The sequence below is a fragment of the Burkholderia sp. WP42 genome, assembly GCF_000745665.1.
In the GTDB taxonomy this organism is placed as follows: domain Bacteria; phylum Pseudomonadota; class Gammaproteobacteria; order Burkholderiales; family Burkholderiaceae; genus Burkholderia; species Burkholderia vietnamiensis.
The window spans coordinates 159,002-172,518 of sequence record NZ_JQJT01000018.1 but is presented as its reverse complement, the minus strand read 5'-3'; the positions used below and the strand labels follow the sequence as shown (position 1 = coordinate 172,518).

11 protein-coding genes are annotated in these 13,517 nt (G+C 67.4%); 6 read left to right on the top strand and 5 right to left on the bottom strand.

Features of this window, described 5'->3' with window-relative positions:
- Nucleotides 1–46: 46 nt before the first annotated feature.
- Nucleotides 47–1,276, bottom strand: coding sequence for a dienelactone hydrolase family protein (locus EX20_RS11810; protein ID WP_034193642.1), 1,230 nt, complete (start codon nt 1,274–1,276; stop codon nt 47–49).
- 353 nt (nt 1,277–1,629) lie between these two features.
- Here EX20_RS11810 and EX20_RS11805 point away from each other — a divergent pair, with 353 nt between their 5' ends.
- On the top strand, nt 1,630–2,655 hold the full coding sequence (locus EX20_RS11805; RefSeq protein ID WP_014726166.1) for an AraC family transcriptional regulator: 1,026 nt from the start codon (nt 1,630–1,632) through the stop codon (nt 2,653–2,655).
- Nucleotides 2,656–2,826: 171 nt separating this feature from the next.
- A complete protein-coding gene (locus tag EX20_RS11800) occupies nt 2,827–4,020 on the top strand; it encodes an NnrS family protein (protein WP_034193641.1) in 1,194 nt (397 codons plus the stop codon).
- A 177-nt stretch (nt 4,021–4,197) separates the two neighbouring features.
- On the opposite strand, the gene EX20_RS11795 is transcribed toward EX20_RS11800, so the two are convergent.
- Together EX20_RS11795 and frmR are read right to left on the bottom strand one after the other, a co-directional pair.
- Nucleotides 4,198–5,307 carry an S-(hydroxymethyl)glutathione dehydrogenase/class III alcohol dehydrogenase gene (locus EX20_RS11795; RefSeq protein WP_034193640.1) on the bottom strand — a complete coding sequence of 370 codons (1,110 nt, stop codon included), beginning with the start codon at nt 5,305–5,307 and terminating at the stop codon, nt 4,198–4,200.
- A gap of 55 nt (nt 5,308–5,362) precedes the next feature.
- Nucleotides 5,363–5,638, bottom strand: a complete 276-nt coding sequence (gene frmR / locus EX20_RS11790; RefSeq protein ID WP_011880512.1) for a formaldehyde-responsive transcriptional repressor FrmR — start codon at nt 5,636–5,638, stop codon at nt 5,363–5,365.
- Nucleotides 5,639–5,996: 358 nt separating this feature from the next.
- Between frmR and EX20_RS11785 the strand changes: the two genes are divergently transcribed.
- From EX20_RS11785 to EX20_RS11775, 3 genes are all read left to right on the top strand, one after another.
- Nucleotides 5,997–6,716 (top strand): autoinducer binding domain-containing protein, encoded by a 720-nt coding sequence (locus tag EX20_RS11785; protein ID WP_050991260.1) that lies wholly within the window; start codon nt 5,997–5,999, stop codon nt 6,714–6,716.
- Between the two features lie 650 nt (nt 6,717–7,366).
- Nucleotides 7,367–7,741 (top strand): nuclear transport factor 2 family protein, encoded by a 375-nt coding sequence (locus EX20_RS11780; protein WP_011880510.1) that lies wholly within the window; start codon nt 7,367–7,369, stop codon nt 7,739–7,741.
- Nucleotides 7,742–7,855: 114 nt separating this feature from the next.
- Nucleotides 7,856–9,406 (top strand): MFS transporter, encoded by a 1,551-nt coding sequence (locus EX20_RS11775; protein WP_011880509.1) that lies wholly within the window; start codon nt 7,856–7,858, stop codon nt 9,404–9,406.
- A gap of 213 nt (nt 9,407–9,619) precedes the next feature.
- On the opposite strand, the gene EX20_RS11770 is transcribed toward EX20_RS11775, so the two are convergent.
- Nucleotides 9,620–10,708, bottom strand: a complete 1,089-nt coding sequence (locus tag EX20_RS11770; protein ID WP_034193639.1) for an aldose epimerase family protein — start codon at nt 10,706–10,708, stop codon at nt 9,620–9,622.
- A 25-nt stretch (nt 10,709–10,733) separates the two neighbouring features.
- A complete protein-coding gene (locus EX20_RS11765; protein ID WP_034193638.1) occupies nt 10,734–11,927 on the bottom strand; it encodes a XylR family transcriptional regulator in 1,194 nt (397 codons plus the stop codon).
- A gap of 263 nt (nt 11,928–12,190) precedes the next feature.
- On the opposite strand from EX20_RS11765, the gene xylA reads away from it, so the two are divergent.
- A complete protein-coding gene (gene xylA, locus EX20_RS11760) occupies nt 12,191–13,513 on the top strand; it encodes a xylose isomerase (RefSeq protein ID WP_014726160.1) in 1,323 nt (440 codons plus the stop codon).
- Nucleotides 13,514–13,517: the final 4 nt, after the last annotated feature.

Here is a 13,517-nt window from a genome sequence, read left to right as displayed (position 1 = left end):
TTGAGTGAAGGCGATGCGCTCGCGCTGCGGGCCGTCGCTCGGGCGCTTACGCGCTGTCGCGCCAGCGCTGCATCAGCTGGTTCGACGGCACCGTTTCGTCGAGCAGCTTGCGCGCCGTCTCGACGCCGGCGACCGGCAGCCCGGCCGCGTCCAGCAAGCCGATCTGCACGAGCACGCTGGCCTGGTCCCAGTAGATGTGCTCGTGATACAGCTTGTCGCCGCGGAACTTGACGATCGCGACGAGCGGAATCTCGACGCGTTTGCCGGTCGGCGCGACGCCGGGCAGCATCCAGTCGATCTCGGTGGTGTGGGTGAAGCAGAACAGCAGTTCGTCGACGATCTGGTTCGCGCCGATCGTGCGCGAGATCGGCGTGATCGTCGTGTCGGGCGGGTTCGCATGCACGAAGTGATGCGTGTAGAAGCGCTTGAGCTCGTCGTGACCGACGCCGCCGGTCAGCGTCGGGATATGGTTCACGTACGGTTGCGCGACCATCGTGGCCATCGTCGCGTCGACGTTGCGCGTGTCGAATTCGTGGCGCAGGTGTTCTTCCCACAGTGCGGACAGATCGTAGTGCGGGCCGAGCGCCGCACGGAACGCGGCGATCGCGCGCTGATGCGCCATCACGGCGGCCGCCTTGTCGAAGTGATCGCCGCCGCTGCGCGCGAACGCATGGTCGACGCCGGGATACACGTACACCTCGACGCCATCGCGGCCGCTCAGCGCTGCGGCGATGCGCGCCTGCGCGTCCGGCGGGCAGAAGCGGTCCTGGGCGGCGATCTGCAGCACGAGCCGGCCGCGCACGCCGGCCGCCTCGTCGAGCGCGTGCTCGATCCCGACGCCGTAATAGCTGACCGCGGCCGCCACGTCCGGCAGCCGGCACGCGGCCAGATAGGCGAGCTTGCCGCCCAGGCAGAAGCCGAGCACGCCGGCCTTGCCCGTGCACTCCGGCCGGCCGGTCAGCGCGGCCAGCGCGGCGGCGACGTCGTCGACGCCGTCGTTTTCGTCGTAGTCGCGGTACAGCGCCATCGCGCGCTCGAAGTCCGGCGCGGTGTAACCGAGCTCGATGCCCGGCGCCTGACGCCAGAACAAATCGGGCACGAGCACCGTATAGCCTTCTTCGGCGTAATAGTCGGCCACGTCGCGCATCGTCGCGTTCGCGCCGAAGATTTCGTGGCACAACACGATACCGGGCCCCTTGCCGGCCGCCGGCGTGCTCAGATACGCGCGAAACGCGCCGCCGTGCGGCGACGGAACCTCGATGTGTCGTCCTTTCATGCGTCCCTCCCTTCGGTGCGTTGCTTGGATGGACCCAGTATTGGCGGACGAAATTGGCACTTCTATCCGCTTTCTTCGGCCGGTATCCGCGGATTCCGGAAACCTGCGGCGCGCCATGCGGCGCTGCGGCCGGCGCGCGGCGCACTGCGGGTATGTGCGGATGCGGAAGACCCGCGCAGTTTTCTACGATGCGCGAACGGTCCGCTTCTTGCGTGATGGGCGTGGGGCTTGCGCGCGCGACGGCGCGGACTGTCCGGATAGTCCGGGTGCTATCCGGATCGTGCGACGCGCTTCCCAGGAATCGGGAACACGTGCACTGCGCAAGTGCGATCGGGCACGACGGGAGAACTTCGATGGGGCAATTTACGGGAACGGGCTGGCTGGGCGAGGCCGCCTGTTTCAATCGCGACACGCTGTTGCTGCAGTCGAACGACGTCGACGAGGTGCGCGCGCGCGTGGCCGACGTGTTCAAGCCGCATCGGCTCACGCCGACCGGCGCCGCGCACGCGCTGCACGGCTGCATGCATCACGCGCGCTGGGGCAACCTGTCGCTGAACCTGCTCGACTACGGCGGGCAGGTGGCGATCGAGCCGGGGCCGCTCGAACACTTCTATCTGCTGCAGATACCGTTGCGCGGGGATGCCGAGATCGAGTGCGGCGCGGCGCGCTTCGTGTCGTCGCCCGACACCGCGTCGCTGCTGTCGCCGACGCTGCCGGTCCGGATGCAGTGGGGCGACGCGTGCCCGCAGGTGATCCTGCGCGTCGAGCGCGAGGTGATGGAGCGGCATGCGCGGCGCCATTTCGGCGACGAGCGCCGCGCGCCGGTGGAGTTCGAGCCGGAGTTCAGCCTCGCGTCGCCGCAGGGCGCGTGCCTCGCCCAGATGCTGCCGATGCTGGCCGACGCGATCGCAACCGACGGGCATCCGTTGCGCCATCCGCTCGCGTTCGAGCAGTTGGAGTCGACGCTGCTGAACCTGCTGCTGTACGGCCATCCGAACAGCATACGCAACGGCGCACGTCCGGCGCCGGCGCCGCTCGCGCCGTTCTACGTGCGGCGCGTCGAGGAATACATCCGCGCGCATCTCGACGAGCCGCTGACGATCGAGCGCCTGGCCGAATTGGCGGGCGTGAGCCCGAGCACGCTGTTCGCCGGGTTTCGCAACCGCCACGGCAGCACGCCGATGGCGTATCTGCGCCAGTTGCGGCTGCAGCGCGTGCGCGACGAATTGCTCGACGACGCGACGCCGGGGCTCGCGTCGGTGACGGACATCGCGCTCAAATGGGGCTTCGCGCACCTCGGGCGGTTCGCGATCGAATACAAGCGGGCGTTCGGGGAATCGCCGTCGGCCACGCTGCGGATGCGACGCGCGCGATGCTGACGGGGCGATGACAACACACGCGCGGTTGCGAAAGTCTCGCACATGCGTGAAGTGCGAGCTTGACGCAGGTCACGAACGCGGACGATGCCACCGCGCTCCGTAGGGGCACCCGTCGTCGCGTGCGTCGGAGGTCTAGGATGAATGACGTCATCCTCGATCGACGGAGCGCACATGAAAATCAGCGAGCCCATGCAGGCGCCATCCGCGCCCGCCACGCCGCCGCTGCTGCAACTCGGGCTGCGGCCTTTCTATCTGACCGGCGCAGGGTTCGCGAGCATCGCCGTCGCGGTGTGGCTCGCGGCTTGGCACGGTGTGCCGGCCGCGGGGCGCGCGGGCGCGATGACCGGCCTCATGTGGCATGTGCACGAGATGATCTTCGGCTTCGTCGCCGCGATCGTCGTGGGCTTTCTGCTGACCGCCACGCGCGCGTGGACGTCGCGCGAGACGCTGCGCGGCCCCGCGCTCGGAGCCCTGTGGCTGCTCTGGCTCGCCGGACGCGTGCTCGTCTGGTCGGGGCCGGCCGTGCCCGCGGCGATCGTCGATGCGCTGTTCCTGCCCGTGACCGCCGCCGTGCTGCTGCGCGTGCTGCTGGCCGCGAAGAACCGGCACAACGTGTTCCTGCCGGTCGCGCTGCTGCTGTTCGGTGCGCTCAACGTGCTGTTCCATGTGGCCGTGACGACCGGCCGCGCGGATCTCGCGCTGCGCGCCGCCTACGCGGCGACGGGGCTCGTCGTGTTCTTCGTCGCGGTGATCACGGGCCGCATCGTGCCGATGTTCACGATGAACGCGATCCCCGGCTTCACGATGCGCCGCTTCCGGCTCGTCGATACGCTCGCGGGGCCGGCGGTCGCGCTCACGCTGTTCGCTGATGCGCTCGGCGCACCCGGCGCATTGCTGATCGCCGCCGCGCTCGCGACTGCGGTGCTGCATGCGTGGCGCATCGTCGGGTGGCGCTCGTGGCGCGTCGGCAAGCGGCCGATCGTGTGGATTCTGCACGTGTCGTGTCTGTGGATTCCGATCGGCTTCGTGCTGCTCGCGTTGTCGGTCGCCGGCGTGGTCGCGCACTCGCTCGCCGTGCATGCGTTGACGGTCGGGGCGATCGGCGGCGCGATCGTCGCGATGATCACGCGCACCGCGCTCGGCCACACGGGGCGCATGCTCGTCGCCGGCCCGTGGGAGCAGCTGTGTTACTGGCTGGTGATCGTCGCGGCGGTGCTCCGCGTGTTCGGGCCGCTCGTGCCTGGGGTGGGCTACGTCGTGTGGCTCGATGCGTCCGCTGCTTGCTGGATCGTGGCATTCGCCGCGTATGCCGTGCATTACGCGCCGATCCTGATGTCGTCGCGCGCGGATGGTCGCAGGGATTGACGGGCGTGCGACCGGACCGCGCGTATGTGTGAAGCGCCGCCGCATTCCCGGCGCAGCAGGCCGCGGCCGGCGCGATCGTGACGCACCCGCAGAATGCACGACGCCGGCCAAACCTCGCGGTTTGCCGGCGTCGTCATGCGGCGCGACCGGCTGCGTGGCCGGCCGGGCGGATGGGGATCAGAAATGCACGACGGTGCGGATCGACTTGCCTTCGTGCATCAGGTCGAACGCTTCATTGATTTCGGTGAGCGGCTTCGTGTGCGTGACGAACGGTGCGAGCTGGATCTTGCCGGCCATTGCGTCCTCGACCATGCCCGGCAGTTCGGAGCGGCCCTTGACGCCGCCGAACGCGGTGCCGAGCCAGCGGCGGCCGGTGACGAGCTGGAACGGACGCGTCGAGATTTCCTGGCCGGCGCCCGCGACGCCGATGATGACGGACTGGCCCCAGCCGCGGTGCGCGCATTCGAGCGCCGCGCGCATCACGTTGACGTTGCCGATGCACTCGAAGCTGTGGTCGACGCCCCAGCCGGTCATTTCGACGATCACCTGCTGAATGGGCTTGTCGTAATCGCTCGGGTTCACGCAGTCGGTCGCGCCGAACACGCGCGCGAGGTCGAACTTGCCGGGGTTCGTGTCGACCGCGATGATGCGGCCGGCCTTCGCGAGCTTGGCGCCCTGGATCACCGCGAGGCCGATGCCGCCGAGGCCGAACACGGCGACGGTGTCGCCTTCCTGCACCTTGGCGGTGTTCTTCACCGCGCCGAGGCCGGTCGTGACGCCGCAGCCGAGCAGGCAGACCTGCTCAGGGTTGGCGTCGGGGCTGATCTTGGCGAGCGACACTTCGGCGACGACCGTGTATTCGCTGAAGGTCGAGCAGCCCATGTAGTGATAGACCGGCTGACCGTTGTAGCTGAAGCGGGTGGTGCCGTCCGGCATCACGCCCTTGCCCTGCGTCGCGCGCACCGACACGCACAGGTTGGTCTTGCCGCTCTTGCAGAACAGGCACTCGCCGCATTCGGCGGTGTACAGCGGAATGACGTGGTCGCCCGGCTTGACGCTCGTCACGCCTTCGCCGACTTCGACCACGATGCCGGCGCCCTCATGGCCCAGCACGGCGGGGAACAGGCCTTCCGGATCGTCGCCGGACAACGTGAACGCATCGGTGTGGCATACGCCGGTGTGCGTGATCTTGACGAGCACCTCGCCCTTGCGGGGCGGCTCGACGTCGAGCTCGACGATCTGCAGCGGCTTGCCCGCCTCGAATGCAACTGCGGCACGTGATTTCATGGGAATCCTTTAAGTAATCATCGAATGAATCGGCACGTCGACGATCCCGTATCGGTCAGCGCAAATACGACCGGACGAGCGTCACGATATCGTCGATCGACCCGGAAGCGGGGCGCGTCGCGTCCGCGAGCTGGGTGAATTCCTCGCGCAAATGGCTTTCGAGCACGCCGGCCATCACGCCGTTGATCGCGCCGCGAATCGCAGCCAGTTGCTGGAGTATCGGGCCACAGTCCGCGCCGTCTTCCAGCGCTTGCTCGAGCGCGTTCAGTTGCCCGCGCACGCGGCGCACGCGGGTCAGGACGCGCTTCTTTTCTTCGGGGGAATGCGGCATGGGATCGTGGGCTCCGGATACTGGGGGGCAGTATAGAGGAATGTCGGGGGGAGGTATACGGGGGGGTTGCCGGGGGGCGGGGGGATGACTGGGCGGCAGGGAAGGGAGGTCCGTCGCGATCGGGATGGGAGCGGCAATGGCAGCGTTACCGGCGGCTCCTGCTCGGGGGTGTGCGACCGCAGGACATTCGGCAGTTCCGGGCCGCCGGTGTCGCGGCCGGCCGCGCGGCCACGTAGCGTTCGCCATTTTGGGAAACGCGGCCGAATTGATTCGGTTCCGGAGTTCGGATATGGTGACCGGCGCGATTCACGGGTCGGGAACACTATATTGAATAACCGAGCGATCAAAGGGGCCGTAGATGAGTCAATGGCGAGAATCGCTGCTGGCGAGCATGGAGCAGGCGGAAACCGCATCCGACGCATTCGATGGTCTCGCGCCGGCCGTTCGCGCGCTGGGGTTCGAATACCACGCATATGTGCTGCGGGTCACGATACCGATTACGCGGCCCGCCAGCATGGAATGGAACAATTTTCCGCAAGCATGGCGCGCCCATTACGCGCAAAAGCGGTATCAGCATGCCGATCCGGTTCTCCATTACGGACAAGCCTGCACCCGGCCAATGCCCTGGCCGGGGCCGCTGGCCGGCCATGACGCGTTCTGGCGCGACGCAGCGGACTTCGGCCTGCGCCACGGCTGGTCGCAGACGCTCCGCGATCATCGCGGCGCGATGGGCACCTTCAGCCTCGTGCGCGGCGGGCCGCCCATCTCGCCGGAAGAGTTGCGGCGCACGGAGCCGGAGATGATCTGGCTTTGCCAGTTCGTGCACGCGACGATGAGCAACCTGATCGTTTCGGACGTGATGCCGAGCGGCGCAATGCGGTTGTCGCTCCGCGAGAAGGAAGTGCTGCACTGGACGGCGGAGGGCAAGACGGCCGCCGAAGTCGCGGCGATTCTTCTATTGACCGAACGCAACGTCGGTTTCCATATCCAGAATGCGATGGACAAGCTCGACGCCACCAACAAGACTCACGCAACGGTCAAGGCGGCGATGCTCGGGCTGATTCCGGTTCGCGATTAGTCCCGGCTTGGCACCGGCAGCAAACGCCGATTCCTGCGCGACGGCAGCCGTCGGTGGACTGCCGGCGCGTCAGCGTCGGGCGGTGCGAGCATAGCAACGTGCGTGCGACGCCGTCTTGAGGCTGCTCGATGGCGGAGGTCGTATCGCACGCGGCGCTGGCGGCGGCGATCGGCGGGAGGCCCGCGCCCTGATTGGCTTGGTCCGGCACCGGTCGGTTGCCATGCCGTCGCGATGCGCCGGCAGCGACACGCGCACCGGCGTGGTTCGGCGCATGACGCGCTCACTAGCAGTTTTCCTGGAAATTTTCACGCGCCGGCGACTGTGAATTTTCACACTTGATCGGGCCGCGGCCGTCGATAAGATGAGACCTCGATCGGCATCGCAGCGTGAGAAGACCACTACGCGGAAAACGAAAACGGCAACGCCGTCGTGAGGCCGCACGGCGATGTGTGCAATGCGGTCACGCAAGAGCTCCATCGCGACCGCGACGACGAATCCATCTTGTCGTAGGAATCGCTCGGCCGTCGTCTATCCGTCGAAGACGCGCCCCGAATGCCGCACGGCCCGTCCAGCAACGGCGCATCAGGCCGGCTCGCCCCGAACACCGGGTCGATCGTCGTTCCACCAACCCAACGAACAGGTGAAAACCCATGAGTCACGATACGAAAACCCTCGCCGAGCAAGTCGTCCGCGCGTTCGAGGCGCGCGATATCGAGTCGATGTCGGCGCTGCTCGCCGACGACGTGCGCCTCGAGGACGTACCGCTCGGCGCGCATGTCGGCAGGCATGCCGTCGTCGAGAAGATCACCGACTTCTTCGGCAAGGCAAGCACCTATCGCTGGGAGCAGCAGCGCTTGATCGCACAGGGCAGCACCGCGATCGTCGAGCGCACGAGCCATATCGTGCTGGGCGGCAAGGAGATTCGGTTGCCGATGGTGGTGATTCTGGAGTTCGACGCAAACGGCAAGTTGACGCTCTTCAAGGACTATTTCGATCTGCAGACGCTGGAGCGGCAACTCGCATGACGGCGTGGCCGGCGGCCGTGCCGAGCGGCGTCGCTCGGCACGTCCCTGGTTCATCGCGACGACAGATGCACATGTTCCAGTGAGCGATCAGCGCAGCCATAACGAGGCAATTCAATGAAGAAATGGATCGTTCTATTTTCGATCGGCATCTGCCTGCTGCTCGCCAATCTCGACATGACGATCGTGAATCTGGCCTTGCCGGCGTTCTCGACCGAGTTCGGTGCGTCGATGCAGCAGATTCAGCTCATCATCGTCAGCTATCTGACCGCGGCTGCGGCGTTCTTCTGCCTGTTCGGCAAGATGGCCGACAGCGTGGGCCGAAAGCGCGTGTTCATGTTCGGCGCGGTGCTTTTCATGGTGTCGTCGCTGTATCTCGGCGCGTGGTCGAGCACGGTCACGGAGATCATCGTCGCGCGGTTCGTCCAGGGCGCGGGTTTCGCCGCCACGCTGGGTCTTGCGCTCGTGCTCATCGCGAATGCGTTTCCGCCGGACCAGAAGGGCTTCGCGACTGGCGTCGCGGTCACCATCACCGGGGTCGGCATGGCGCTCGGACCGCCGACCGGTGGCTTCATCCTGCAATATCTCGGGTGGCGCTGGATCTTCCTGCTGAACGTCCCGCTCGGCTTGCTTTCGATCGTACTGACCTGGATTTTCGTGTCCGACGACGCAGCCGGAGCGCGTCGCCCGCTGGCGCTCGACGTCGCGGGCGTGCCGTTCTACCTGTTCGCCCTCGGTTGCCTGATCTATGTGTCGAACATGCTGAGCACGGCCGCGACCGCCACACTCGCCGCGATCGCCGTGGCCGGGCTGCTGTCGGCGGCGATATTCGTGCGACGCAGCCTGCGCAAGCCGGCTCCGCTGATCAACGTGACGTTGTTGACGAGCCGCGGCTATCTCACGGTCATCCTGATCCGGATGATCTTCAATTACACGATGGCCAGCTTTCTGTTCGTGCTGCCGCTGTTCATGCAGAACGTACTCGACTACTCGAAGCTGAAATCCGGCATGTGGCTGCTGTGCATGACGATCGCGGTCGCGTTCATCGCGCCGCTGGCCGGCAAAGTAATCGATCGCGTTGGCTTCCGCATTCCTACGCTCGTATCGATGTCGCTGCTGTTCGTCAGTTGCGCGGCGTTCTGCGTGCTCGGGCCCGCTACGTCGAGTGCGATCTTCGTCGTCGGGTTGTTCTGCTTCGGTGTGTCCAACGGCATGCTGACGACCGCGACCATCAACGGCGTCACCACCCAGGTGCCTGCGAAAGATGCCGGTACGGCGATCGGCTTGTTCTTTACGCTCGTGATGGTGGGCTCGATGTTCGGCGTGAGCGTCGCGGGGCTCGTGCTGGATCGCGTGAGCCACGCGGAGGTGGTCGCCCGTCTCGCGCATGCGGCACTGCCGCTCGCCGAACCGGCACGCGCTGCACTGTTCATGGCCGCGAACGGCAGCCGCAATATTGCCGAATCGGGATTGCAGAACGATGCGCCGACGTTCGCGGCGGCGACGCAGATTGCGCATGCTGCCTACTACTCGGCGCTCGGCAAGCTGATGACCGGGAATGCGCTGCTGACCCTGGTCGGTGTCGGGCTCAGCATCATGCTGTTGAAAAAGCAACCATCCAGATCAATGTCCGGAGCGACGCATGCGATCGAGATTCCCGAGCGCTGAGTGGAGCCGTCGCAGCGCTGACAGCGGCGGGGGATACGTGTGTCAGCTCAGCTATATCCCAACGGCTCGCCACCTGCGCCCCACATCACGCATCGCGGCCGCGCAGACGATCCGCGCACGAACCGAAGCCGAATTCGACCGCAACTCACCCCGAGCACCGCGGCACGACGCGATCACGCGCGCCGCCGGCGAACCGCGGCATGCATGCGCCCACTACCCCCGCACCCCCACCCGATACCGCGTCGTCTGCCGATAAACCTGCCCCGGCCGCAGAATCGTCTCTTCGCGCAACCCATCCATATTGACCTGATCCGGAAAGTACCCGGCCTCGACGCACAGCGCCGCATGCGGCGCGCACACCACACCGCCGCTCACGCGCAAGCCCTGCAGATAGTTGCCCGTATAAAGCTGCAGCCCGCGTTGGTCGGTCGACACGGCGAGCTCGCGCCCGCTCTCCGGATCGTAGATCGAGGCAACCGTGCGCACGCCGCCCCCCGGTTCGCGCAACACGTAGCAGTGATCGAACCCGCGCCCGCGCGCGAGCTGCGCATGCGGCCAGTCGAGGCGCGCGCCGATCGGTGCGCTCAGGCGGAAATCGAACGCGCTGCCCGTCACGTCGGCCGTGCCGGTCGGGATCAGCGCGTCGTCCACTTCGACGAACGCGTCGGCGTCGATCTGCAGCAGATGTCCGCGCACGTCGCCGCCCGCGCGTCCGCTCAGGTTGAAGTAGCTGTGATTCGTCAGGTTCAGCGGCGTCGGCGCATCGGTCACGCCCGTGTAGTCGATCGTCAGCGTGCCGTCGTCGTCGAGCGTGTAACGGACCTGCACGCGCACGTTGCCGGGGAACCCCGCATCGCCTTCCGGCGACTCGAGCCGCAGCGTCAGCCCGCCGCGGTCGTCGATCACGTCCCAGCGCGCACGATGAAAGCCGCTCGCGCCGCCATGCAGCAGGTTGCCGTTCTCGTTGCGGTCGAGCGGATAGTCGATGCCGTCGAGCGTGAAGCGCCCGGCGGCGATCCGGTTGGCCCAGCGGCCGACCGTCGCCCCGAGGTACGCGCCTGCGTCGAGATACTCGGCCGGCGTGTCGTGCGCGAGCACGATGTCGGCGAAGCGCCCGGTGCGATCCGGCGCGAGCCACGACACGACGGTCGCGCCGAGATCGCTCACGACGACGCGCACGCCGTGCGCATTGCGCAGCGTATAGCGCCGCACCGGGTCGCCGCCGGGCAGCGTGCCCCACGGCTCGGACGGAATGCGGCCGACGTCGGTCGCCGGGTGAGAAGTGTCGGTATCGATACGCATGAGTGGTTCGCTGGTGGCGGTGAATTCAGTGGGCGGCCGCCGCGCGCTCCTGGTATTCGCGCGGCGTGCAGCCGAGTTCGCGGCGGAACACCGCATACATGTATTGCAACGACGTGAAGCCGCAGCGGATCGCGACTTCCGCGCTCGGCGCATCGCGCGCCGCGAGCAGCGCCTGCGCGGCCTCGAGCTTGTGACGCAGGATCTCCTGATGCACGGTGCGCTGCAGCTCGCGCCGGAAATGATCTTCGAGTAGCGAGCGCGACACGCCGACATAGTCGGCGACCTGCTCGGTCTTGATCCCCTGGCACGCGTACTGGCGGATGAAGTGCCGCGCGCGCATCACGTGCGGGCTCGCGAGCGGCTGATGGCGCGTCGATTCGAGCACGTTGATGCCGACCGGCGGCACGAGGATGCGCTGCCCGGGAAACCGCGCGCCGCGCAGCATCCGGTGCAGCAGGTGCGCCGCGGTGCGGCCCATTTCCTCGGTGCCCTGGATCACCGACGACAGCGGAATGCGCGTCAGCGTGCGCGTGAGCGGATCGTTGTCGATGCCGATGATCGCGACCTGCTCGGGCACCGCGATGCCGGCGATCAGGCACGCCTGCAGCAGATGCCGCGCGCGCGCATCGGTCACCGCGATGATGCCGACCGGCTTCGGCAGCTCGCGCAGCCAGCCGATCAGCTGCTCGATCGCGTGATCCCAGCCCGATGCGCTCGTCGACACGCCGCGGTAGATCGGCGCATCGAGGCCGTCTGCGCGCGCGAGGCGGTCGAACGCGAGTTCGCGCTGCTGCGCCCAGCGGTTCTCCTGCGCGGCCGGCAGGCTGTACATCGCGAAGTGCGCGAGCCCCGCGCCGATCAGGTGCGTATAGGCGAGCGACACGAGCTTCGGATTGTCGGTCGCAATATATGGGACATCCTGCGGGTATTGCGCCGGGTCCTCGTACGACGAACCGAGCGCGACGACCGGCAGCGGCGAGCCGGCGAGCGCATCGGCCACGGCCGGATCGTCGAAATCCGCGATGATCCCGTCGCCGTCGAAGCGCTCGATGCCGGCCAGCCGGCAGCGAAAGTCGTCTTCGAGGAACAGGTCCCACACGACGCGCGTCGTGTGCAGATACTGGCCGATGCCGCTGATGATCTCGCGGTCGTAGACCTTGTTCGCGTTGAACAGCAGCGCGATGCGGTGCGGTGTCTGGGCGGAAGGGGCGCGGGTCATGTCGGTGTCGGGGCGGGCGCCGCCGGGGCGCCGCGCCGTTGTCTCCGGGGCGCGCCGCGGGCGGCGCGCGTTCGTCTGGTGTCCGGCGATTGTAGGACGGAACGCGCGCCGCGCGTGCGCGGCTGGCAAGAAACGTTAAGCGTGCTGCGCAATTTCGCAATTGCCGGCCGGCAGGCGCGCGGGCACGATCCAGCCAGATCGAATTCGGCTGCGCGCGCCACCCCGGCGCGCTGCGCTGCAACACGACCCCGGATGGAGACGCCATGTCGTATTTCGAACACATTCCCGCGATTCGCTACGAAGGTCCGCAGTCGGACAACCCGCTCGCCTATCACCACTACGACCCCGACAAGCACGTGCTCGGCAAGACGCTCGCCGAGCATCTGCGCATCGCGGTGTGCTACTGGCACACGTTCGTCTGGCCGGGCCACGACATGTTCGGGCAGGGCACCTTCGTGCGGCCCTGGCAGCAGCCGGGCGACCCGCTCGAGCGCGCGCGGATGAAGGCCGACGCCGCGTTCGAATTCTTCTCGAAGCTCGGCACGCCGTTCTACACGTTCCACGACACCGACGTCGCGCCGGAAGGCGACAACCTGCGCGAGTACGCAGCGAATTTCGCGCGGATGGTCGACTATCTCGGCGAGCGCCAGCAGGCGAGCGGCGTGCGGCTGCTGTGGGGCACGGCGAACCTGTTCTCGCATCCGCGCTTCGCGGCCGGCGCGGCGACCAACCCGAACCCCGACGTGTTCGCATGGGCCGCGACGCAGGTGCGCCACGCGCTCGACGCGACGCACCGGCTCGGCGGCGAGAACTACGTGCTGTGGGGCGGCCGCGAAGGCTACGAGACGCTGCTCAATACCGATCTGAAGCGCGAGCGCGACCAGTTCGCGCGGTTCCTGTCGATGGTGGTCGAGCACAAGCACCGGATCGGCTTCGACGGCGCGCTGCTCATCGAGCCGAAGCCGCAGGAGCCGACCAAGCACCAGTACGACTACGACGTCGCCACGGTGCACGGCTTCCTCGTGCAGTACGGCCTGCAGGACGAGATCCGCGTGAACATCGAGGCGAACCATGCGACGCTCGCCGGCCATTCGTTCCATCACGAGATCGCGAATGCGTTCGCGCTCGGCGTGTTCGGCAGCGTCGACGCGAACCGCGGCGATCCGCAGAACGGTTGGGACACCGACCAGTTCCCGAACAGCGTCGAGGAGCTGACGCTCGCGTTCTACGAGATCCTGCGGCACGGCGGCTTCACGACCGGCGGGATGAACTTCGACGCGAAGGTGCGGCGCCAGAGCGTCGCGGCGGAAGACCTGTTCTACGGCCACGTCGGCGCGATCGACGTGCTCGCGCTCGCGCTCGAACGCGCGGCGGTGCTGGTCGAGAACGACCGGCTCGACGCGCTGCGCCGGCAGCGCTACGCGCAGTGGGACGACGCGTTCGGCCGCAAGATCCTGTCGGGCGGCTACACGCTGCAGTCGCTCGCCGACGATGCGCTCGCGCGCGGCGTGAACCCGCAGCACGTGAGCGGCGCGCAGGAGCGGCTGGAGAACATCGTGAACCAGGCGATCTACGCGCTGCGCTGACGCC

Coding starts and splice junctions, on each gene's coding strand:
- EX20_RS11810 (WP_034193642.1), bottom strand. CDS start 1,276: ATGAAAGGACGACACATCGAGGTTCCGTCGCCGCACGGCGGCGCGTTT.
- EX20_RS11805 (WP_014726166.1), top strand. CDS start 1,630: ATGGGGCAATTTACGGGAACGGGCTGGCTGGGCGAGGCCGCCTGTTTC.
- EX20_RS11800 (WP_034193641.1), top strand. CDS start 2,827: ATGAAAATCAGCGAGCCCATGCAGGCGCCATCCGCGCCCGCCACGCCG.
- EX20_RS11795 (WP_034193640.1), bottom strand. CDS start 5,307: ATGAAATCACGTGCCGCAGTTGCATTCGAGGCGGGCAAGCCGCTGCAG.
- frmR (WP_011880512.1), bottom strand. CDS start 5,638: ATGCCGCATTCCCCCGAAGAAAAGAAGCGCGTCCTGACCCGCGTGCGC.
- EX20_RS11785 (WP_050991260.1), top strand. CDS start 5,997: ATGAGTCAATGGCGAGAATCGCTGCTGGCGAGCATGGAGCAGGCGGAA.
- EX20_RS11780 (WP_011880510.1), top strand. CDS start 7,367: ATGAGTCACGATACGAAAACCCTCGCCGAGCAAGTCGTCCGCGCGTTC.
- EX20_RS11775 (WP_011880509.1), top strand. CDS start 7,856: ATGAAGAAATGGATCGTTCTATTTTCGATCGGCATCTGCCTGCTGCTC.
- EX20_RS11770 (WP_034193639.1), bottom strand. CDS start 10,708: ATGCGTATCGATACCGACACTTCTCACCCGGCGACCGACGTCGGCCGC.
- EX20_RS11765 (WP_034193638.1), bottom strand. CDS start 11,927: ATGACCCGCGCCCCTTCCGCCCAGACACCGCACCGCATCGCGCTGCTG.
- xylA (WP_014726160.1), top strand. CDS start 12,191: ATGTCGTATTTCGAACACATTCCCGCGATTCGCTACGAAGGTCCGCAG.